The 21,420-nt window shown below is 65.9% G+C and carries 18 protein-coding genes; 8 read left to right on the top strand and 10 right to left on the bottom strand.

Going from position 1 to position 21,420, the window contains the following annotated elements; translation table 11 throughout:
- Window positions 1-29: 29 nt before the first annotated feature.
- The 3 genes from ubiD to ACODS0_RS08715 all read left to right on the top strand — a co-directional run bounded on the left by ubiD (window position 30) and on the right by ACODS0_RS08715 (window position 4,632).
- On the top strand, window positions 30-1,517 hold the full coding sequence (ubiD, locus tag ACODS0_RS08725; RefSeq protein WP_488834301.1) for a 4-hydroxy-3-polyprenylbenzoate decarboxylase: 1,488 nt from the start codon (window positions 30-32) through the stop codon (window positions 1,515-1,517).
- Window positions 1,518-1,680: 163 nt separating this feature from the next.
- Complete coding sequence (locus ACODS0_RS08720) at window positions 1,681-3,321, top strand: long-chain-fatty-acid--CoA ligase (RefSeq protein WP_488834299.1); 1,641 nt, start codon at window positions 1,681-1,683, stop codon at window positions 3,319-3,321.
- A 51-nt stretch (window positions 3,322-3,372) separates the two neighbouring features.
- On the top strand, window positions 3,373-4,632 hold the full coding sequence (locus ACODS0_RS08715; RefSeq protein ID WP_488834298.1) for a branched-chain amino acid ABC transporter substrate-binding protein: 1,260 nt from the start codon (window positions 3,373-3,375) through the stop codon (window positions 4,630-4,632).
- A gap of 40 nt (window positions 4,633-4,672) precedes the next feature.
- Here ACODS0_RS08715 and ACODS0_RS08710 read toward each other — a convergent pair whose 3' ends face one another.
- A complete protein-coding gene (locus tag ACODS0_RS08710) occupies window positions 4,673-5,443 on the bottom strand; it encodes an SOS response-associated peptidase (protein WP_488834296.1) in 771 nt (256 codons plus the stop codon).
- A gap of 198 nt (window positions 5,444-5,641) precedes the next feature.
- On the opposite strand from ACODS0_RS08710, the gene ACODS0_RS08705 reads away from it, so the two are divergent.
- Window positions 5,642-6,931, top strand: a complete 1,290-nt coding sequence (locus ACODS0_RS08705) for an acyl-CoA dehydrogenase family protein (protein ID WP_488834294.1) — start codon at window positions 5,642-5,644, stop codon at window positions 6,929-6,931.
- A gap of 27 nt (window positions 6,932-6,958) precedes the next feature.
- Here the strand turns inward: ACODS0_RS08705 and ACODS0_RS08700 are convergent, their stop codons facing one another.
- The 3 genes from ACODS0_RS08700 to ACODS0_RS08690 all read right to left on the bottom strand — a co-directional run bounded on the left by ACODS0_RS08700 (window position 6,959) and on the right by ACODS0_RS08690 (window position 10,416).
- Entirely contained in the window at window positions 6,959-8,113 is a 1,155-nt protein-coding gene (locus tag ACODS0_RS08700; RefSeq protein ID WP_228897118.1) for a diguanylate cyclase, read from the bottom strand.
- A 332-nt stretch (window positions 8,114-8,445) separates the two neighbouring features.
- Window positions 8,446-9,183: a 16S rRNA (uracil(1498)-N(3))-methyltransferase gene (locus ACODS0_RS08695; RefSeq protein ID WP_488834292.1), complete on the bottom strand. Its 738-nt coding sequence runs from the start codon at window positions 9,181-9,183 to the stop codon at window positions 8,446-8,448.
- A 90-nt stretch (window positions 9,184-9,273) separates the two neighbouring features.
- Window positions 9,274-10,416, bottom strand: a complete 1,143-nt coding sequence (locus ACODS0_RS08690; RefSeq protein WP_488834291.1) for an aminoglycoside phosphotransferase family protein — start codon at window positions 10,414-10,416, stop codon at window positions 9,274-9,276.
- A 164-nt stretch (window positions 10,417-10,580) separates the two neighbouring features.
- Here ACODS0_RS08690 and ACODS0_RS08685 point away from each other — a divergent pair, with 164 nt between their 5' ends.
- The 3 genes from ACODS0_RS08685 to rsmA are packed head-to-tail and all read left to right on the top strand — an operon-like array spanning window position 10,581 to window position 15,205.
- Complete coding sequence (locus ACODS0_RS08685; RefSeq protein ID WP_488834374.1) at window positions 10,581-12,953, top strand: LPS-assembly protein LptD; 2,373 nt, start codon at window positions 10,581-10,583, stop codon at window positions 12,951-12,953.
- 26 nt (window positions 12,954-12,979) lie between these two features.
- Window positions 12,980-14,395, top strand: coding sequence for a peptidylprolyl isomerase (locus ACODS0_RS08680; RefSeq protein ID WP_488834289.1), 1,416 nt, complete (start codon window positions 12,980-12,982; stop codon window positions 14,393-14,395).
- A 30-nt stretch (window positions 14,396-14,425) separates the two neighbouring features.
- Complete coding sequence (rsmA, locus tag ACODS0_RS08675) at window positions 14,426-15,205, top strand: 16S rRNA (adenine(1518)-N(6)/adenine(1519)-N(6))-dimethyltransferase RsmA (protein ID WP_488834286.1); 780 nt, start codon at window positions 14,426-14,428, stop codon at window positions 15,203-15,205.
- 196 nt (window positions 15,206-15,401) lie between these two features.
- On the opposite strand, the gene ACODS0_RS08670 is transcribed toward rsmA, so the two are convergent.
- The 5 genes from ACODS0_RS08670 to ACODS0_RS08650 form a co-directional block, all read right to left on the bottom strand.
- Window positions 15,402-15,614 carry a hypothetical protein gene (locus ACODS0_RS08670; RefSeq protein ID WP_147433275.1) on the bottom strand — a complete coding sequence of 71 codons (213 nt, stop codon included), beginning with the start codon at window positions 15,612-15,614 and terminating at the stop codon, window positions 15,402-15,404.
- Window positions 15,593-16,018: a barstar family protein gene (locus ACODS0_RS08665; protein ID WP_010464776.1), complete on the bottom strand. Its 426-nt coding sequence runs from the start codon at window positions 16,016-16,018 to the stop codon at window positions 15,593-15,595. The genes ACODS0_RS08670 and ACODS0_RS08665 overlap by 22 nt, the downstream gene beginning before the upstream one ends.
- Window positions 16,019-16,158: 140 nt before the next feature.
- On the bottom strand, window positions 16,159-16,566 hold the full coding sequence (locus tag ACODS0_RS08660; protein ID WP_055398013.1) for a guanyl-specific ribonuclease: 408 nt from the start codon (window positions 16,564-16,566) through the stop codon (window positions 16,159-16,161).
- Between the two features lie 154 nt (window positions 16,567-16,720).
- Entirely contained in the window at window positions 16,721-19,063 is a 2,343-nt protein-coding gene (locus ACODS0_RS08655; protein WP_488834282.1) for an NADP-dependent malic enzyme, read from the bottom strand.
- 472 nt (window positions 19,064-19,535) lie between these two features.
- Window positions 19,536-19,835, bottom strand: a complete 300-nt coding sequence (locus ACODS0_RS08650) for a DUF6916 family protein (RefSeq protein WP_158603284.1) — start codon at window positions 19,833-19,835, stop codon at window positions 19,536-19,538.
- A gap of 108 nt (window positions 19,836-19,943) precedes the next feature.
- Between ACODS0_RS08650 and ACODS0_RS08645 the strand changes: the two genes are divergently transcribed.
- Window positions 19,944-20,432: a GNAT family N-acetyltransferase gene (locus ACODS0_RS08645; RefSeq protein WP_158603285.1), complete on the top strand. Its 489-nt coding sequence runs from the start codon at window positions 19,944-19,946 to the stop codon at window positions 20,430-20,432.
- Window positions 20,433-20,747: 315 nt separating this feature from the next.
- Here ACODS0_RS08645 and ACODS0_RS08640 read toward each other — a convergent pair whose 3' ends face one another.
- Window positions 20,748-21,416, bottom strand: coding sequence for a phage tail protein (locus tag ACODS0_RS08640; protein WP_488834278.1), 669 nt, complete (start codon window positions 21,414-21,416; stop codon window positions 20,748-20,750).
- Window positions 21,417-21,420: the final 4 nt, after the last annotated feature.

Genomic DNA, 21,420 nt, shown 5'->3' with positions numbered 1-21,420 from the left:
GCCGATTTCATTCAAATCCTGAACCTGACATGGCCTACAGCGACCTGCGCGACTTCATGGCCCAGCTCGAAGCCACGGGCGACCTGCGTCGCGTGGCGGAGCCCGTGTCGCCCCACCTGGAGATGACTGCGCTCAGCGACCGCGTGCTGCGCGCAGGCGGCCCGGCGCTGCTCTTCACCCAGCCCACGGGCCACCGCATGCCGGTGCTCACCAACCTGTTTGGCACCACAGACCGCGTGGCCCGCGCCATGGGCGTGGCCGACCTGCACGGCGTGCGCGCCCTGGGCGAACTGCTGGCCACCCTCAAGGAGCCCGAGGCGCCGAAAGGCTTCAAGGACATGCTGGGCATGGGCCAGCTGCTCAAGACCCTTTGGAACATGGCGCCGCACACCGTGGCGCGCGGCGCACCCTGCCAGCAGGAGGTGTGGGAGGGGCCGGACGTGGATCTGGCCCGCCTGCCCGTGCAGCACTGCTGGCCCGGCGACGTGGCCCCGCTCATCACCTGGGGTCTGACCATCACGCGCGGCCCGCGCAAGGCGCGGCAGAACCTGGGCATCTACCGCCAGCAGGTGCTCTCGCGCAACCAGGTCATCGTGCGCTGGCTGGCCCACCGGGGCGGGGCGCTGGACTTTGCCGACCACTGCGTCGCCCACCCCGGCCAGCCCTACCCCGTGGCCGTGGCGCTGGGGGCCGACCCGGCCACGTTGCTGGGGGCCGTAACGCCCGTGCCGGATTCTTTAAGCGAATACCAGTTCGCAGGCCTGCTGCGCGGCGCACGCACCGAAGTCACGCCCGCGCTGGGCGTGCCCCTCTCGGTGCCCGCCACCGCCGAAATCGTGCTCGAAGGCCACATCCAGCCCGATGCCCATCACGCGAGCGGCTGGCAGCACGCGCTGGAAGGGCCGTACGGCGACCACACCGGCTACTACAACGAATGCGCCGAGTTCCCCGTGCTCACGGTGGACCGCATCACCCTGCGCAAGGACGCGATCTACCACAGCACCTACACCGGCAAGCCGCCCGACGAACCCGCCGTGCTGGGCCTGGCGATGAACGAGCTGTTCATCCCGCTGTTGCAAAAGCAGTTCCCCGAGATCGTGGACTTCTACCTGCCGCCGGAAGGCTGCAGCTACCGGATGGCGGTGGTCAGCATCCGCAAGGCCTACGCGGGCCACGCGCGGCGCGTGATGATGGGCGTGTGGAGTCACCTGCGCCAGTTCATGTACACCAAGTTCATCGTGGCGGTGGATGCCGATGTGGACGTGCGCGATTGGAAAGACGTGATCTGGGCCATCACCACCCGCATGGATCCTGCCCGCGACACGCTGCTGGTGGAGCACACACCCATCGACTACCTGGACTTCGCCTCGCCCGTGAGCGGCCTCGGCAGCAAGATGGGGATGGATGCCACGAACAAGTGGCCGGGGGAGACCCAGCGCGAATGGGGCCGCCCCATGGCGATGGACGCCGCCGTGCAGGCGCGCATGGACGGGCTTTTTATGGCGCTGGGCCTGTGACACCACCGCGCACCGCGGCGGTGCAGAGCTCCCCAGTCACGTAGAAGACAAGCACGCCCCGCGTTGTTTGCGACGATGTGCCAGCCCCAGCACAGAGGGCTCTGCACCGGCACCGACGGATGCCGCGATGCAGCACAGCGCACATCCCTAGGAGACAACGGCAATGCAGCAGCACCAGCCCGGCAGCATGATGGACCTGCCACTACTGGTTTCGGCCATCCTCGAGCATGGCGAGAACCAGTACGGCGACCAGCAGATCGTCTCGCGCGACACCGATGGCAGCCTGCACCGCTACCGCTTTGCCGACATGGCCCGGCGCGCCCGGCAGCTGGCCAACGCGCTGCAGGCGCTGGGCCTGCGCCCTGGCGGCGTGGTGGGGTCGCTGGCCTGGAACAACCACCGCCACCTGGAGGCGTACTACGCTGTGTCCGGCAGCGGCATGGTCATGCACACCTGCAACCCACGCCTGCACCCCGAGCAGCTGGCCTACATCGTCAACCATGCCGACGACGAAGTGGTTCTGTTTGACACCACTTTTGCACCGCTGGTGCGCGCCATTGCGGCGTCGTGCCCCCGCGTGCGGCACTGGGTGGCGCTGTGTGATGCGGACACGCTGGGCAGCATCGACCTGCAAGGGGTGTCCAGGGTCGAGGCCTACGAGACACTGGTGGCCGGCCAGCATGACCGCTTTGAGTGGCCCGAATGTGATGAAAAGACCGGCGCAGCGCTGTGCTACACATCCGGTACCACCGGCAACCCCAAGGGCGTGCTGTATTCGCACCGGGCGCTGGTGCTCAGTGCCTTGTCGGCCTGCATGCCGGGCGTGCTGAGCATCAGCGCGCGGGAGACCATCCTGCCCGTGGTGCCCATGTTCCACATCAACGCCTGGTGCCTGCCCTATGCGGCCCTGATCGGCGGCGCCAAGCTGGTGTTGCCCGGCCCGCGCCTGGACGCCGCCAGCCTGTACGAGCTGATGGAGTCCGAGCGCGTCACCGTCAGCGCGGGCGTGCCCACGATCTGGATGGGCCTGATCCAGCATGTGGAGCAGCACCAGCTGCGCTTTACCACCATGCGGCGCACGGGCGTGGGCGGTTCGGCCATGCCCAAGGCGCTGATCGCCAAGTTCAACGACGAGTACGACGTGGAGGTGCGCCACGGCTGGGGCATGACCGAGACTACGGCGATTGCCACCATGAGCGTGCTGGGCGCTGCCGACGCCGAACTGCCGCCCGAGGACCGCCACACGCTGGTCGCCAAGCAGGGCAAGTCGGTGTTCGGCATCGAACTCCAACTGGTGGATGAAAACGGAGCCAGCCTGCCGCGCGACGGCGTGGCGCAGGGCGAGCTGATGGTGCGCGGCCAGTGGATCGTGGACCGGTACCACAAGGCCGAGCGCTCGGCGCTGGTCGATGGCTGGTTCCCCACCGGCGACATCGCCACCATCAACCCGCAGGGCGTGGTGCAGATTCGCGACCGCACCAAGGACGTGATCAAGTCGGGCGGCGAGTGGATCAGCTCCATCGACCTGGAGAACGCCGCCGTGGCGCATCCGGCGGTGGCCATGGCCGCTGTCATCGGCGTCAAGCACCCCAAGTGGGACGAACGCCCGCTGCTCTTCATCGTGCGCAAGCCCGGCCAGTCGCTCGACAAGGTGCAGATCCTGGACTTCCTCGCAGAGCGTGTTGCCAAGTGGTGGCTGCCCGACGACGTGCTGTTTGTCGAAAGCCTGCCGCTGGGCGGCACCGGCAAGGTCCAGAAAAACGAGCTGCGGCAACGCCATGGCTCGGTGTTCGGCGGCGATTGACATCGCCCCACATTGACCCAGTTCCTACTCACCCACCCCACGGAGACACCCATGAACATGGTTCCCAGGAAATGGCCTCATCAATGGCTCAAGGCCGGCGCATGCGCCGCAGCGCTGGTGATGGCGGCGCACGCCGGCGCGGCCGAGACGGTGAAGATCGGCTTCATCGACCTGCTGTCCGGTCCGTTTGCGCTCACCGGCCAAAGCTCGCTCAACCAGCTGCGCGAAGTGGTGGCGCAGGTCAATGCCAAGGCCGGACCCAACGAGCCCAAGTTCGAGGTGATGGACTTTGACAACAAGGGCACGCCGCAGGAGAGCCTGAACGCGCTCAAGGCTGCCACCGACCGGGGCGTGCGCTACATCACCCAAGGGGGCGGATCGGGGGTGGCCCTGGCGCTGGTGGACGGGCTCAACAAGCTCGCCGAGCGCGACCCGGAGCGCGCCACCGTGTACCTGAACTACGCCGCCATGGACCCGCAACTCACCAACGAGCGCTGCAGCTTTTGGCACTTCCGTTTCTATCCATCGAGCGAGATGAAAATGGAGGCGCTGACCACCTACCTGCAAGGCCGCAAGGATGTGAAGCGCGTGTACCTGCTCAACCAGGACTACACCCACGGCCGCCAGGTCTCCAAGGCCGCCAAGGAGTACCTGGCTCGCAAGCGGCCCGACATCGAGATCGTGGGCGACGACTTCATCCCCATCGCGCAGACGCGCGACTTTGCCCCCTATGTGGCCAAGATGGCCGCCGCCAAGGCCGACACGGTCATCACCTCCAACTGGGGCAGCGACCTGACACTGCTGTTCAAGTCCTCGCGCGACTATGGCCTGAACATCAACTACTTCACGCTCAACGCCAACAACCCCGGCACGCCCGCGCAGATCGGGCCCTGGGGCGAGGGCAAGGTCGGGGTGATCTGGAACTGGGTGCACAACGCCCCCACCCCCGATCTGGAAAAGATCTACGTGGACTACAAAAAGAAGACCGGCGACGACTTTGTGTTTGCGGCCCACTGGAACAGCATGCACATGCTGCGTGAAGCCATGCGCAAGGCCCAGTCCACCGACGCGAAGAAGGTGGCCCTGGCCCTGGAAGGCATGACCTACAAGAGCCCCATGGGCGAGGTGCGCATGCGCAAGACCGACCACCAGCTCGAAGCGCCGCTGTACCTGGGCATCTGGGCCAAACAGGGCAGCAAGGGCGTGAAATACGACGCCGAGAAGACCGGCTACGGCTTCCGCTCCGAAGTGGCCTGGGACAACTACATCAGCGCCCAGCCAACGTCCTGCCAGATGAAGCGGCCGTCCTGAGTCTCCCACCGCGCCACCGTGCCGCTCACGCGGCGCGGCATCAGCCCAGCAGGCCCTTGGGCACCTTGTCTGCCTTTTTCTCCACCGGGTTGGCCAGCAGCCACTGGGCCGCGTACTGGCGCATGAACTCCTTGGCCTTCTCTGGCCGGGCCGTGAGCCACGCGTCGTAGGCGCCTTCGTTCAGGATGGCGGGCATGCTTTTTTCGCTGCCGGGCTGGCCATAGCGGTGCAGCAGCGCGTGGTTGTTGGCGTTCACCGTGAGCAGGCAGTAGCTGATGATCACCTCGCCATCGGCCCCCTGCCAGCGCGCCCACAGGCCCGCCACGCCCATGGGCTTGCCGTCCACGCGCGCCACGCGGGTGGGCACGGCCTTGCCGCTGCGCAGGTCGTCTTCGTAAAACGCCACCATGGGCACGATGCAGCGCTGGCCGTTCAGCCACGCGTCGCGAAACGCGGTGCCGGTGGAGGCGGTGTCGGACTTGGCATTGACCAGCTTGGGCGCGCGCAGCTTGGCATCGGATGCCGACTTGACCCAGTGCGGCACCAGGCCCCATTGCGCGGGCACGAGCACGCGTTCCGTGCTGGCGGCGGGTGCGTCTGTGGGCGTGTCTGCCGGAGGGCTGGGTTCGGCGTCGGCCGCCGCTTTGGCCACCACTGGCTGGGCGATGGCGGCTGCCGTGGCCGCATGCACGATGAAGAAGCCGGGCTTGCGTGGCCACAGGTGGCGTTCACCCAGGGCCTGCGGTGGCTCGACCGCAAAGGCCTCGCGGTAGGTGTCGGCGTGGGGCAGGGTTTCGTAATGGGTGCTCATGGGGCGATGGTAGCGTGTGGCGTTGGGGTTTCTTGCATGAAATAGGGCTCTAGCGCTTGTTTGATAAGCGTTAACAGCTATAAAAACAGAAGCATTTTCGAGCCCGCTGTGTCACCCATCCGGCCCGGTCCTGACTTGTATCAAGCCCGTTGTCGCCTGCGTTGTGACGCGCGCTGGCGCTGTTTTCACAATGTCCGCATGGACTTCGCACCTTCTCCTCTGGTCCTTCAATGGCGTGATCGCCTGCTGGCGTTCATGGACCGGTATCTGCTGCCCTACAACCCTGCCTGGCATGCGGCCGTGCTGGCGGGCGACTACCCGCCGCCTTTTGTGGAGGACCTGAAGGCGCTGGCGCGCGAAGAAGGCCTGTGGAACCTGTTCCTGCCCACGCTTGAGGACGACGAGCCCGGCACGCGGCTGTCCAACCTCGACTACGCGCCGCTGGCCGAGGCCATGGGCCGCCTGCCTTGGGCGGCCGAGGTGTTCAACTGCCACGCGCCGGACACCGGCAACATCGAGCTGTTGCACCGCTTTGCCACACCCGCCCAGCGCGCCCGCTGGCTGGTGCCGTTGCTGCACGGCCAGATGCGTTCGGCCTTTGCGATGAGCGAGCCCGACGTGGCCTCGTCCGACCCTACCAACCTGCAGACCACGGTGCGGCGCGAGGGTGACCACCTGGTGCTCAGCGGTCGCAAGTGGTTCATCACCGGCGCGGCGCATTCGCATTGCCAGCTGCTCATCGTGCTGTGCCGCAATGCAGGTGACGACCAGACCGACAGCCACCATCGCCACAGCATGGTGCTGGTGCCCGTGGACGCGCCGGGTGTGCAGATCGTGCGCAACATCCCCGTGCTGCACCACCATGCGCCCGAGGGGCATTGCGAGATATTGCTGCAGGGTGTGCGTGTGCCTGCGGACCACCTGCTGGGCGATTGGGGCGCCGGCTTTGCGATGGCGCAGGCGCGCCTGGGCCCCGGCCGTGTGCACCACTGCATGCGCACCATCGGCCAGTGCGAGCTGGCGCTCTCCCTGGCCACCGAGCGGGCGCTGGAGCGCACGGCGTTTGGCAAGCCGCTGGCCGAGCAGGCCAATGTGCAGGAATGGCTGGCCGAGTCGCGCATCGAGATCGACCAGGCGCGCCTGCTGGTGCTGCATGCGGCCTGGCTGCTGGACCAGGGCGACGCTGCGGATGCGCGCACTGTGCGTGCCCAGGTCGCCGCCATCAAGGTGGTGGCCGCGCGCCTGCAGCAGCGCGTGGTGGACCGCGCCATGCAGATCTTTGGCGCCATGGGCCTGTCGCCCGACACGCCGCTGGCGGCGTTCTGGACCTGGGGCCGCGCGCTGCGGCTGATGGATGGGCCCGACGAGGTGCACCTGCGCACTGTGGCGCGGCACGAGCTGCGTCAGGCGCGCGAGCAGCTCGGCACCTTGGCCGCCTACTTCACCACCCCGGAGCAGATGCGCGCGCCGCCACGGCTGAGTGCCTGAGCACCTGCACCGGCCAGGCTGCGGGAGTCAGGAGGACGCGGCCGACGCCCGCGCGGCGCGCGGGCCGGAGGGCGCCACCACAACGCGGTTGCGCCCCAGCGACTTGGCGGTGTACAGCGCCTGGTCGGCGCGCTCCAGCGTCTGCTCCACCATGTCGCCGGGCAGGTGCAGTGCCAGGCCAGCCGATACCGTCATGCGCAGCACGCCGGCAGCGTGCGGAATCTCCATCGCGGCCACGGCCTGGCGCACGCGCTCCAGCAGGTCGCGGGCATCGTCCATCTGGGTGTCGGACAGCAGCAGCACAAACTCTTCGCCACCCCAGCGGGCCAGCACATCGGTGTCGCGCACGCTGGCCCGCACGATGCCCGCAAAGGCCTGCAGCGCCCGGTCGCCCGTGGCGTGGCCATGGGTGTCGTTGACGCGCTTGAAGTGGTCAATGTCCAGCTGGGCCAGCAGCAGGGGGCGGCCGTTGCGCAGGTTGCGGCGGCGTTCCAGCTCCATCAGGTCCTGCATGGCGCGGCGGTTGGGCAGGGCGGTCAGCTCGTCGCGGGTGGCCAGATCGCGGTTGACGGCGAGCGCCTGGGCCAGCGCCTCGCGCTGCTCCTGCAGCCGCGCGCGGATACGCTGGATGCGCAGGTTCAGCGCAATGCTGCCCCCCAGCACGATCAGCACCATGAGCGCATAGGCGGTATCCAGGTAGCCAAACGGGCTGGCGTTAAAACGCGTGGTGGCCGCCACCGCACAGCCGAAGGCCAGCAGTGCATACACGCCGATGCCGATCACCTCGGCCACGGTCAGGCCAAAGGTGCCAAAGAACAGGATCATGGCCAGCACGGCGGGCACCACGCCCCGCGCGTCGCCCGCCAGCACATAAGCCACGGCGCCGCTGGTGATGGTCCAGACCATCTGGGGCACGGTGAGTGAGGGGTCGCTGAGCCGCGCGGTCTCGCCCGAACGGATGAACGCGGTCATCACCACCATCCCGCCGACCGAGATGGCGGCCCACCATTGCACGGCAACGGCGTTCACTGCGCTGCTCGCCGTTGCCACCATCAGCATGACGCCCGCACTGCTGGTCATGAGCACCAGCGCGAGCAACGCCATGGCCACCAGCGTGCGCCGCCGACGGTCGGTGGAGAGAACCACGTCCCGAATGCGGTGCCAGCGGGAAGGTGTGCGCAAGGTGGGTGCTCCTGCCCGGGCGGTCGGGTGGCGTGTGGATGGGTGGGGCTGCGCTGCGGCGTGCAACGGGGCCTGGCCGTGCGCTTTTCATTCTAGGAGGGTCATCGCCCGGCGTACAGCCCTGCCCAGGCGCGGCCTGGGGTTTCGCCGAAGGACCCTGACCCCGTTAAGGATGTCCTGCATAACCCTCGCGAGTCGGTGGTAGTGCGGATCGGGATGGGGCGCAAGGCGTCTTCTGGCAGCCAATAGCCGGGCTATTGGCAAGAAAAGCAACGCAGCGAACCGCCCGAGGCCGCGCTATCACAGACCGCAGGGAGTTATGCAGGTCATCCTTAAAGAAGCGTGAGTGCCGCCAAGGCGGCCAGCGGTGCGGTCTCGGCGCGCAGCACACGGGGGCCCAGCGTGATCGGGGCAAAGCTGTGTTGCAGTGCCAGGTCTTCCTCGGTGCTGGAGAGCCCGCCTTCGGGGCCGGAGAGAAACACCACGGGCCCGGCCGGGCCCGCCGCCGTGTGCAGCGGCGCCGTGCCCGCGCGCAGCGACAGCAGCAGGCGCTGCACTGTGGTGGCCTCGGCCTGGGCGCGTACCCAGCCGGCCAGGTCCACGGCGTTGTGCACCACGGGCACGCGGTTGCGGCCGCACTGCTCGCAGGCGGCCACGGCCACGGCCTGCCAGTGGGCGATTTTTTTCTCGGCCCGCTCGCCTTTGAGCTTGAGCACGCTGCGCTCGGCCACCAGGGGCGTGATGCTCGCCACGCCCAGCTCGGTGGCTTTCTCCACCAGCCAGTCCATGCGTTCGTTGGCGGTGATACCGGCCAGCAGGTGCACGGCACGCGGGGCTTCACGTTCGGTGGCATGGTGGGCGCCCACCACCACACGCACGTCACTGCGGCCCATCTTCAGTATGGTGGCGTCGAATTCGCCGCCCGGGTCGCTCTCGGCTTGCCCGCCGTGGAACAGCGTGATGGTGTCGCCCGGCTGCAGGCGCAGCACCTGCACGTGGCGCGCAGCGCCGGGGGGCAGGTCTAGCTCGGCGCCGGTGGCCAGAAGGGCCGGGCAATGGAAACGGGGCATTTGCTACTTAATTTATAGCTACTTGCGCTTGATAGACAAGCGCTAGAGCCTAGTTTTATTCTGTTTTACTGTGTGCGCCCAGTCGCGCCGCTACATCCGGCCGTAGGCAAAGCCCACCACCGGCTCGGTACCTTCGATCTGGTCGAGCATCTTGAGCAGCGGCCCCAGCTGCCGGTAGCGGTTGGCCGTGGCGCGGATGTAGGCCATGAAACGCGGCGCATCGGCCAGGTACTTGGGCTTGCCGTCGCGCAGGGTCAGGCGCGCAAAGATGCCGGCGACCTTGAGGTGGCGCTGCAGGCCCATCCATTCCACGGCACGGTAGAACTCGCCGAAGTCATCGCCCCAGCCGCTGGCGCTGCGGGCCCCCAGCAGTCCGGCCTTGCGCGCCTTCTCCCAGTAACGCACCGTAATGTCGATGACAAATTCCTCTTCCCAGCTGATGAACGCATCGCGCAGCAGGCTGGCAATGTCGTAGGTGATAGGGCCGTAGACGGCGTCCTGGAAGTCCAGCACCCCCAGGGGCGCGCCCTGTTCGGTGGGGGCCATCAGGTTCCGGGTCATGAAATCGCGGTGCACATAGACCTGGGGGGCGGCCAGGTTGTGGGCGACGATGGCATCAAAGGCGCTGGCCAGCGTGGCCTGCTGCTTGTCGTCCAGCGTGACGCTGCGGTGCCTGGCCAGGTACCAGTCGGGGAACAGCGCCAGTTCGCGGCGCAGCAGCGCCTCGTCATAGGCCGGCAGCACGCCGGGCTGGGAGGCTTTTTGCCAGTCCAGCAGCACATCGGTGGCCTGCTGGTACCAGGCGTAGGCGTCCTGCGGCTTTTCGGGGTTCAGCAGCTCGATCAGCGTCTGGTGGCCCAGGTCGGACAGCAGCATGAAGCCGCCGGGCTCGTCCCAGGCCAGGATTTGCGGCACGTTCAGGCCCGCAGCGGCCATCAGGCCCTGCACCTGCACGAAGGGCTTGCAGTTTTCCTTGTCCGGCGGCGCATCCATCACGATGCGGCTGCTGCCCATGGCGCTGTCGATGCGCAGGTAGCGCCGAAAGCTCGCGTCCGCCGAGGCGGGGCGCAGCGTGGCGGGCAGTAGCTGGTGCGGGCCCACCAGGGGCGCCAGCCAGGCCTCGAAGGCTGTCTGGCGGGCCGCATCGGGCCAGGCCACGGTGGAAGTTGCGGGGGGTGCCACGGCCGTGCCCGGGGGCGGGCAGGCGGGAGAAGGGGAAGATGGGTGGCTCATGGATAATCCGATTTTACAAACCCGCTCCCCCCAGGCTCTGAGGTGGGCGGGTTCCTCCTTCTTTGATCCGCCCCTGCCCACCGCCCCACGTGCCACGCTGCAAGCCCCCCACCGTGCAGACATCCTCCCTCCGGCCCCGGCCCGCCAAGGCGAAGCCCGAGCGGCTGCGCGCTCCCGTACCCCGGGCCCTGGCTTATGGCGTGGCGCTGGCCTGGTGCGGTCTGCCGCTCTCTGTGCTGGCGCAGGCGCCTGACGCCGCCCCGCCTGCTAGCGCTTGGGATGCACCTCCTGCGCTGCGCACCTCGCCCCTGCTTCAGGAAAAGATTCCCGAGGCGGTCCGGCCCCAGCTCCCCGTTTTTGTGACGGGGGACCGGATCAGCGGCCAGACCGACCTGAACGCCGTCATCGAAGGCAATGCCGAATTGCGCCGGGGCGACACCGTGATCCGTGCCGACCGCCTGGACTACAACGTGCCCGAAGACCTGGCCAAGGCCAACGGCAAGGTGCGCATCAACCGCGCGGGCAACGTGTACGAAGGCACGGCGCTGGAGCTGCGGGTGGATGCTTTTGAGGGTTTCTTCAGCGACGCGCGCTACCAATTTTTGGCCACCCACGCGCACGGCGACGCCACGCGCGTGGATTTCATCGACCGCGACCGTGCCGTGGTGCACAACGCCACCTACACCACCTGCGAGCGCGGCAATGAGGAAAGCTGGCAGCCCGACTGGGTGCTGCGCGCCGCCACCATTCGCATCGACAACGAGGAAGAGGTCGGCACCGCCGAAGACGCGGTGCTGGAGTTCAAGGGCGTCTCTGTGCTGCCCATTCCGTACATCACCTTCCCGCTGTCGGACAAGCGCAAGTCCGGCCTGCTGCCGCCCACCATCGGGCTGGACAGCCGCGACGGGGTGGCGTACATCCAGCCCTACTACTGGAACATCGCACCCAACCGCGACGCCACGCTGCGCGCGGCACTCATGACCAAGCGCGGCGCCAACCTGGGCGGCGAATTCCGTTACCTGGAGCCCAGCTACACCGGCCAGATCAGCGCCGATGTCATGCCCACCGACCGCCTGCGCGACCGCATGCGCTGGAGCTTTTCGGGCCAGCACCAAGGCGCCTTTGACACGCCGATGGGCGGGCTGGGGCTCAATCTGAACGTCAACCGCGTGAGCGACGACAACTACTGGCGCGACTTTGGCCGGGCGTCCGACCTGCTGCGCCAGCGCCTGCTGCCGGGCGACGCCACGCTGTCGTGGGCGCGCAATGACATGTCCGCCAGCGTGCGCACCCTCAAGTGGCAGACCTTGCAGGACGTGACCTCGCCCATCGTGCCGCCGTATGACCGGCTGCCCCAGTTGCAGTGGCGCTATGCACCGTCGCAGCTGGGTGGCGGGCTCGATGCCAGCGTGGAGCTGGACACCACCCGCTTCCAGGCCGCCCGCGAGCTGACAGGCCAGCCCAATGCCAACCGCAGCTATGCGATGGCGCAGATCAGCCGGCCGTTTCTGGCGCCCGGTGGCTTCGTGACCCCACGCCTGCAATTGCACGCCACGCAGTACCAGTTTGACTCGGCGCTATCCAACGGGCAGCGTTCAGCCAACCGCACCCTGCCCACCTTCAGCCTGGACAGCGGGCTGGTGTTCGAACGCGATGCCGCCTACTTTGGCCGCGCCTTTTTGCAGACGCTGGAGCCGCGCGCGTTCTACACCTACACGCCTTACCGTGACCAGAGCATGCTGCCCGTGTACGACACGGCGGCCAATGATTTCAACTTCGCCACCATCTACACCGAGAACGCTTTCGGCGGTAACGACCGGCTGGCCGACAACAACCTGCTCACCTTGGGCGTGACCACCCGGCTGCTGGACCCGAACACGGGCGCCGAGGCCGCGCGCTTTGGCATTGCCCAGCGGCTGCGGTTCTCGGACCAGAAGGTCACCTTGCCCGGCGGTACCCCCGTGAGCGAGCGTCTGTCGGACCTGTTGCTGGGCGCGGGTATCAGCTGGACGCCCCAGTGGGGCTTTGACTCCACCGTGCAGTACAACCCCAAGACGGGGCGCTCTATCCGCTCGACCATCGGCGCGCGCTACAGCCCCGGCAATTACCGCACCGTGAGCGCGGCCTACCGCCTGCAGCGTGGCACCAGCGAGCAGATCGACATCGGCTGGCAGTGGCCACTCAACGACCTGTGGGGCGACAAGGGCAAAGACCTGGGCGCAGGCCGTGGCCAGGGCGGCGGGCGCTGGTACAGCGTAGGCCGTCTGAACTACAGCCTGCAGGACCGCAAGCTGGTGGACACCGTGGTCGGCCTGGAGTACGACAGCTGCTGCTGGATTGGCCGTGTGGTGCTGGAGCGCCTGCAAAGCAGCGTGACCACCTCCAACACCCGCCTGCTGTTCCAGATCGAGTTCGTCGGCTTTTCGCGCCTGAGCCTGGGCTCCAGCCCCCTGGACACCTTCAAGCAGAATGTGCCGCGTTACCAGAACCTGCGCGAGCAGGTCACAACGCCCAGCCGTTTCAGCAACTACGACTAACGCCCAACGCTCCTACGCTTAACGCCATGAATCACCGTGTCATTGCACTGGCCATTGCCACCCTGGCTTCCCTGCTCTCCCAGGGCGCCCTGGCCCAAGGGCTGCGCCCTTCCGGCGCACCGTCGGGCAAAGGGCTGACGGCGCGCCCGGCGGCCGCACCATCGATCACGCTGCCTGCAGAAACGGCGAGTGGTAGCAGCAGCTCGGCACCCCGGCAGGCGGATTTCATTGTCGCCGTGGTCAATTCCGAGCCCGTGACCAACAACGAGGTCCGCGCGCGCCTGGCCCGCGCCGAAGCCCAGCTGGCCCAGCAAGGGGGTGCCATGCCGCCCCGGGAGCTGCTGGCGCGCGAGGTGCTGGAGCGCATCATCCTGGAGCGCGCACAGCTGCAGCAAGCCAAGGAATCGGGCCTCAAGGTGGATGACTACGCCGTGTCGCAGGCCGAACAGGGCGTGGCCCGCCAGAACAACATGTCGGTCGATGACCTCTACCGCCGCCTGGCGCGGGACGGCATGGGCAAGGAGCGCTTCCGCGAGGAATTGCGCAACCAGTTGCTGCTGCAGCGCCTGCGCGAGCGCGAGGTGGAGGCGCGCGTGAAAGTCACCGACCTGGACATCGACCAGTACCTGCGCGAGCAGCAAAAGGGCAACGATGTCGCTTCGATGGAGATCAACCTGGGCCATGTGCTGGTGCTGGTGCCCGAGAACGCGAGCCCCGTGCAGGTGGCGGAGCGCCAGGCACGCGCCCAGCGCGCGGCCGACAAGGTGCGCGCGGGGGAAGACTTTGCGGCCGTGGCCCGCGAGTTTTCGGACGCGCCCGAGGGGCAGCGTGCGGGCGGCCAGCTGGGCCTGCGCCCGGCCGACCGGTATCCCGAGCTGTTTGTGAACTCCACGCTGGGCCTGCCCGTAGGCAGCATCGTCGGGCCCGTGCGCTCGCCAGCGGGCTTCCACGTGCTCAAGGTGATCGAGCGAGTCACGGCTGGCGTGCCCACCACGGTGGTGCAAAACCATGCCCGCCACATCCTGCTGCGCACGGGGCCGCAACTTTCCGAAAGCGCCGCCGCCGCTCGCCTGGCCGACTACCGCCGCCGTGTGCAGATGGGGCAGGCCGATTTTGCGGCGCTGGCCCGCGAGCACTCGCAGGACGGTAGCTCCAAGGAAGGTGGCGACTTGGGCTGGGCCACCCCCGGCCGCTATGTGCCCGAGTTCGAGCAGGCCCTGAACGCCCTCAAGCCCGGCGACATCAGCGAACCCGTGGTTTCGCGTTTCGGCGTGCACCTGATCCAGCTGCTGGAGCGCCGCGAGGCCAAGCTCACCCAGCGCGAGCAGCGCGACATGGCGCGCGACACCGTGCGCGAGAAGAAACTGGACGAGGCCTACGCCACCTGGGCGCAGGAGCTGCGCGGACGCGCGTATGTCGAATACCGCGAGCCACCGCAGTGACCGATCGATGATCAGACAGGTAAGCACGCGTTGAAACACATCCCCCGCAAGCGCTTCGGGCAGCATTTTCTGTCCGACAAGGCCATCATCGAAGACATCGTGCAGGCCATTGCACCCCAGCCGGGCCAGCCCATGGTTGAGATCGGGCCGGGCCTCGCGGCGCTGACCCAGCCCCTGGTCGAGCGTCTGGGGCGCCTCACGGTCATCGAGCTGGACCGCGATCTGGCCTTGCGCCTGCGGCTGCACGGTCAGCTGGAAGTGATCGAGTCCGACGTGCTCAAGGTGGACTTCACCGCGCTGGCACTGGCCATGCGCGAGAAAGCCGCGTTGCCCGACCTCAAGCTGCGCGTGGTGGGCAACCTGCCCTACAACATCTCCACGCCCATCCTGTTCCACTTGCTGGACCATGTGCAAGTCATCGAAGACCAGCACTTCATGCTGCAAAAGGAAGTGATCGACCGCATGGTGGCCAAGCCTGCCACCAGCGACTATGGGCGCCTGTCAGTCATGCTGCAGTGGCGCTACGCCATGGAAAACGTGCTGTTCGTGCCGCCTGAGAGCTTTGACCCACCCCCACGCGTGGACAGCGCCGTCGTGCGCATGGTGCCGCACGCAGAGCCTGCGCCTTTGTCGGTGCCCCTGCTGGAAGAACTGGTGCAGGTCGCCTTCAGCCAGCGCCGCAAGCTGCTGCGCCACACCCTGGGCCGCTGGCTCGAAGCGCGCCAGTTCGCCGGCACCTTCGACACCCAGCGCCGCGCCGAGGAAGTGCCGGTGAGCGAGTTTGTCGCTCTGGCGCAGGAATGCTCATAAATTAATAGCTGCTAGCGCTTGATGCATAAGCGCTAGTGCCTGATTTGGCTGCAAAGCGTCAACAACTGGCGCGCCCCAGGCGAGAGATGCCAAGCAAGGGCCGCCCCGCCGCGAGGGCATCGTCCCCCTTCCCGAATGGCGCAGCAATTCGAGAGAAGGGGGAAGGCGCGCAGCGCCTCAGGGGGATGTACCGAATTCAGGCCGCGCTCAGCCAGTAACCCGCGTTGAAAGGGCTGCTCATGCGCAGCGCCATCGGGGAGACATCGACAAGCTTGTCGGTCGGCATTTTTTCGGCGGAATCCGTGCCGATTTCAATGCCCTCGACACCTTGTTGGGTGCCGGTAGCCTCGTTCGCCCGTTCTGCTTGGCTGGTGGATGCAGAACGGGCTACAGAAAAGAATAGAAACACCGGAACGGTATCTTGCGGTCGCCCCAGTAGTCGGCGGCGTCGCGGAAGATATCGAGCAGTTGTTCACGCGCTTCCTTGTCGAACTTGCCCGTGGCGGGGATCTGCTCCAGCACCACGATGAAACCAGGCTGCGGGCCCGATTTATGCAAGGGATCCGTCATGCAGTCGTACAACGCATCAAAGTTCTTGCCGAAGTGCGACGGGAAGGTGAATTGCCCGGCAATCAGGTCCAGCACATCCTGCTTGGACTGCGCGTGGGCCAGGTTGGCGTACAAGAAATGGTGACCCATGGAGGTGGCCGCATCCTGCAGGTCCTGCACGCGGAAAGCGCGAATGGACTGCACGATGTTGGTGCGCACGCCACGCAGTGGCGTTTCCAGGTCTTTACGAAGTGGCGTCTGCATCTCCGCTACTCTTTCTTTTTAAAGTCCACAAACTTCTGGCATTTCGCAGGGCTGCGGGATGCAGCCTGCGGGTGGGGGATTCAAGGGGGCGCGCTTACCGCTGCCAGCGTATCTCTGGCCTGCGTGCAGCGCAACGGGGGTCACTCGACGATCTCGCGAAAACTGGCGTAGTGATCGCTGGTGTAGTAGCAGGCGTCCGGAACCCGGGGCTTGCCGCCACACACAATGCGCCGGGCTCCCCGGTTGCGCGATCCTGGTGTTCTGACGGTGTACTCACGGTAGTAGCCCCGCTTGTGGGCGGGCAACAGCCGCTCGCGATTGCCAAAAACTGTTCCGTCCTTGTCATACGGAAAGGGCCCTCCTTCACGGATCAGCGCATACGTCGCTCGCCCTTGGGGCGGCAACTCGGCCAATGCGATAGGGGGGATGGAGCCGTCGGTGGACGGGGAGTTCCGGGCATGCCCCGCTACCGGGGACAACACGAACGCAACACCCAAAACACACAAAAACCCTGCTTTGCGCGCCCGGGTGGCTACAGCCTTCAGCATCAACGAACCTTTCAGAAACTACGGGTTAACCCGAAATTTCGAGCCGCTAGTGTCGCTCAACGGCCCCCAAAAAGCAAGCGTCTGCACAAAGATTGGGCAGACGCTGAAGGGAGAAGTAAGCTCTTTAAGTTAGCGCTTGCTATCAATTCTTGGCTTATCTTGAAACGTTGGCATCGGCCACGGTAAGTGCTGTCATGTTCACAATGCGGCGCACGGTGGCGCTGGGCGTCAGGATATGGACCGGCTTGGCCGCGCCCAGCAGCACGGGGCCGATGGCGATGCCGCCGCCCGCGGCGGTCTTGAGCAGGTTGTAGGCAATGTTGGCAGCATCGATGTTGGGGAATACCAGCAGGTTGGCGTCACCCGTCAGCTCGCTGCTGGGCATGACGGCCGCGCGGGCCTTGCCATCCAGTGCCACGTCGCCATGCATTTCGCCGTCCACTTCCAGCCAGGGGGCCTGCTGGCGCAGCAGCTCCAGTGTCTGGCGCATTTTGACGGCGCTGGGGTGGTTGCTGGTGCCAAAGTTGGAGTGCGACAGCAGCGCGGCCTTGGGCTTGACGCCAAAGCGCATCATTTCCTCGGCAGCCAGTGCGGTGATCTCCGCCAGCTCGGTGGGCGTCGGGTCATAGTTGACGTGGGTGTCCACCAGGAACACCTGGCGCCCGGGCAGCATCAGGCCGTTCATGCAGGCGTACACCGGCACGTCCTGTGCCGTGCTGTCCGCGCCGCCCGCGTGTTTGCCAATCACCTGGTCGATGTACATCAGGTGGTTGGCGGTGGTGCCCCAGGTACCGCAGATCAGGCCGTCCACCTCGCCCTTGTGCAGCATCATGGCGCCGATGAGCGTGAGGCGCCGGCGCATTTCGATCTTGGCGACCTGCTGGGTGATGCCCTTGCGCTCGGTCATGCGGTGGTAGGTCTGCCAGAAGTCGCGGTAGCGGTGGTCGAAGTCGGTGTTGACCACGTCGTAGTCCACGCCTTCCTTCAGGCGCAGGCCAAACTTTTCGATGCGCTGGGCAATGATGGCGGGGCGGCCGATCAGCGTCGGGCGGGCCACCTTCTCGTCCACCACGATCTGCGCGGCGCGCAGCACGCGTTCTTCCTCACCCTCGGCGTAGGCCACGCGCTTTTTGGCGGCGGTGCGTGCTGCGTCGAAGATGGGTTTCATCGTCGTGCCGGAGGCGTAGACAAAGGTCTGCAGCCGGTCGCGGTACGCGTCCATGTCGGCGATGGGGCGCTGGGCTACGCCGCTGTCCATGGCCGCCTGGGCCACGGCCGGTGCAATCTTCATCATCAGCCGCGGGTCGAACGGCTTGGGAATCAGGTATTCGGGGCCGAATGACAGCTTCTCGCCCACATAGGCTGCGGCCACCACTTCGCTCTGCTCGGCCTGGGCCAGCTCGGCGATGGCGTGCACGGCCGCGATTTCCATCTCATCGGTGATGGTAGTGGCGCCGCAGTCGAGTGCGCCGCGGAAGATATACGGGAAGCACAGGACGTTGTTGACCTGGTTCGGGTAGTCCGAACGCCCCGTGGCCATGATGATGTCGCTGCGCACGCTGTGCGCCAGCTCGGGCGTGATTTCGGGGTTGGGGTTGGCCAGGGCGAAGATCACCGGGCGCTCGGCCATGGTGGCCACCATTTCGGGCTTGAGTACATTGCCCGCCGACAGGCCCAGGAACACGTCCGCCCCCACCATCACCTCGGCCAGCTTGCGCGCGTCGGTCTTTTGCATGAACTGGCGCTTGTCGTCATCCATCAGCTCTTCGCGGCCCTCGTAGACCACACCAGCCAGATCGGTGACAAACACATTCTTGCGCTGCAAACCCACCTTGAGCAACAGGTTCAGGCAGGCCAGCGCCGCTGCACCCGCGCCGCTGGTGACCAGCTTCACCTCCTCGATCTTCTTGCCCGCCACCTTCAGCGCATTCACGATGGCCGCCGCCACCGTGATGGCCGTGCCGTGCTGGTCGTCGTGGAAGACCGGAATCTTCATGCGCTTGCGCAGCTCGCGCTCCACGTAGAAGCAATCGGGGGCCTTGATGTCTTCGAGGTTGATGGCGCCGAAGGTCGGCTCCAGCGCGGCGATCACTTCCACCAGCTTTTTGGGGTCTTTTTCGTCGATCTCGATGTCGAACACATCCACGCCGGCGAATTTCTTGAACAGAACGCCCTTGCCTTCCATCACAGGCTTGGAGGCCAGCGCGCCGATGTCGCCCAGGCCCAGCACGGCGGTGCCGTTGGTGATGACGGCTACCAGATTGCCGCGCGAGGTGTAGCGGAAGGCATTGGCCGGGTCCTTGACGATTTCTTCGCAAGGTGCAGCCACACCGGGCGAGTAGGCCAACGCCAGGTCATGCTGGTTGACCATCTGCTTGGTGGCGGCAATGGCGATCTTGCCGGGCTTGGGAAACTCGTGGTACTCGAGAGCGGCACGGCGCAACTGGGCGCGCTTGTCGGAATCGTTGTTGTTCTGGGCCGTGGTGTTTTCGGGCATTCAATTGTCTCCAGCTTGGGGTGTCAATGCCACGCCGGTTCAAGCAGGTCCGGCGCAGGTTGTCAGCTTTCGTAAGGGTGGGCGATTGTAGGCCGCGTTCGGTAAAAACCCTAGTAAGCGAATCTGCTTACATGGGAAATTCAGCTTTGCCGTCTGGGTTGGAATGCGGCGGATCGCTCCAGCGCGAAGTGCAACCTTTATGCAACCGCTGCCGAAGTGGCCTGGAGCTCCGCTTCGAGCCCGTCCGGCCTGGAGCTTCGAGCTGCGAAGCTGTGGGCTTCACCACAATCGTTCCCAGCCAGGGCTGTTTTGCGGTCAGCGCAGTCCATGGCCGAGATACGGAAAAAAGACCGCAGAAATGGACTGCAGCGGTCCTTCTGTCATCGACGGTTTTCAGTCCGTTTCCAGCTCCAGCGGGCAACAGATCGAAGCGGGCGCTATCGTTAGCGGTGCTTCCCATGGGGGCAAGCTGTTAGCCAAACAGCGCCTCATAGCGGGCGATGTTCGGCGAGCGCGTATCCGGCATGCTGGGCACCAGCATCCACTGCACACTTCCCAATTGCGGGTGGCTCAGGGTGTACGTTGCCTGAGAAAGCCTTGGAACATCTGGTCCATGAAATAGCAGTGTGAACGGTGTCCGAAATTGCTCTGGCAAATGGCCGCGCGCCCGTTCGGTAGCTTCTACCAAAACCAGCTCCACAGGGCCATGCTCTGTCAGTGCGACGAAGGGACTGCCCACCAGGGTGTTGACGGATTCAAAAGTGGTGCTCATCGATGGCGTGTGTTGAGGGATCACAAAAGGGTTGGATACAGGCCATTGAGTTGCCAGAATGGGCTGGTATCCACGACCCACTCAACATCCTACAGCCGAGAATCCACTGTGTATTTGCTATCTGAACCATTCGCCCTGCGTGAGAGGGCCGACGACGATCAGCCTTTTCTGCTGGAACTCTATCTATCTACCCGCGATGACCTCCAGCAGGCCATCCCCGACCTCGCGATGCTCCAGCAGTTGATAGCCATGCAGTTCAATGCACAGGAGACCGGCTACCGCCACCAGTTCCCCTTGGCCCGCCAGTTGGTACTGCTGCGTTCCGGCCAGCCAATAGGGCGCATGGTGGTAGACGCCTCACCCGAACAATTGCGTCTGGTGGATATCGCCATTGCGCCGCCAGCTCGCCGCAGCGGCGCTGCAATGGCTGCGTTGGCTGCGCTGCAGCGCCATGCAGCAGCGCAGGGCCTGCCACTGTGTCTGGCGGTAGGGCGATACAACGGTCCAGCGCAGTGTCTGTATCAAAAATGCGGATTCACTTCCGTGACCGAAGACGATCTGTTCGTACAGATGATCTGGAGAAGCACTTCGCAGTGAGACCTGCCAGCGCAATCGCTCCGTTGTTGAAGCCATCTTCGACGGGGGAATGAAATGTGCCTGACCGCGTAGCGCTTGAAGGCAACGCCATCCGTGGGGCGGTTCCTGCATCGCCAACGGGGACACACTGCAAGTAGATCACGGTGCCGGGGGCCGCAGAACAAGCTGCGGCGCTTGCTGGCCACCTGGCTGCAGACAATCCATGCCCCAGACCAGGTGCCCCAGTGCAGCTATGCGACAGCCGCACAGGTGCCCACGCCGCACGCAGCGACCGCAGCGACCGCAGCGCTGCTTGCGCGAGACCGTCCAACGATCTCAGTTGCGCGATGGGAAGATGCCTTCCATGCAAATGATGTAGTTGAGGCCCAGATACGGCTGCATGTTGGACACCATGGCAGTGGTCGTCACGGGGGCGGCCAACGGCTGTCCGCCGGTATTGGCGCCCACCGTCACCGCGCCTGTGCCACCAATGGCGGTGCTGACGCCGCCCAGGTTGACAGGACCCGTTGCGGTCGGTGAGTAGATGGACGCGCTGCTCGGTCCACTCGGCGATGCGCTGAGGAAAGAGCCATTGGCGGGAGTCGTGCTGGTGCCCGTGGTGCCCGTGGACGCCTGCAAATGCGTTGTGCCCGTGAGCCCTGCGGGGTCGAAGGTGGCCGGGTGCGTGTGCGGTGGCAGATTCGAGGCATTGAGTGTCACCGTCGCCGAGCCTGTGCCAATCACAGTGTTGGTGTTGGTACCCGCCTTCTCGCCTTGTGCGATGGGGGTCAATCCTGGTCCAGCGGCTTGTGATCCGACGGGAACCCTGCCCCGCAAATCCGGCAGGCCGAAGGTGTTCACGCCATCCCCTCCGTACGTGGTTCCCAGCAAGGCGAACATGGCTGAGTTTTGCTGAATAGGAACCGTCTGTCCGTTGCAGAACGCCCAGCCGCGCGGCGCGTAGTTGAACCCGACCGGCATGATCATCCCCATAAATGCTTCCATGAGT

The organism is Acidovorax sp. FG60, from assembly GCF_057808995.1.
The sequence above is the reverse complement of the archived record's forward strand: the minus strand, read 5'-3'. Positions and strand labels throughout refer to the sequence as shown.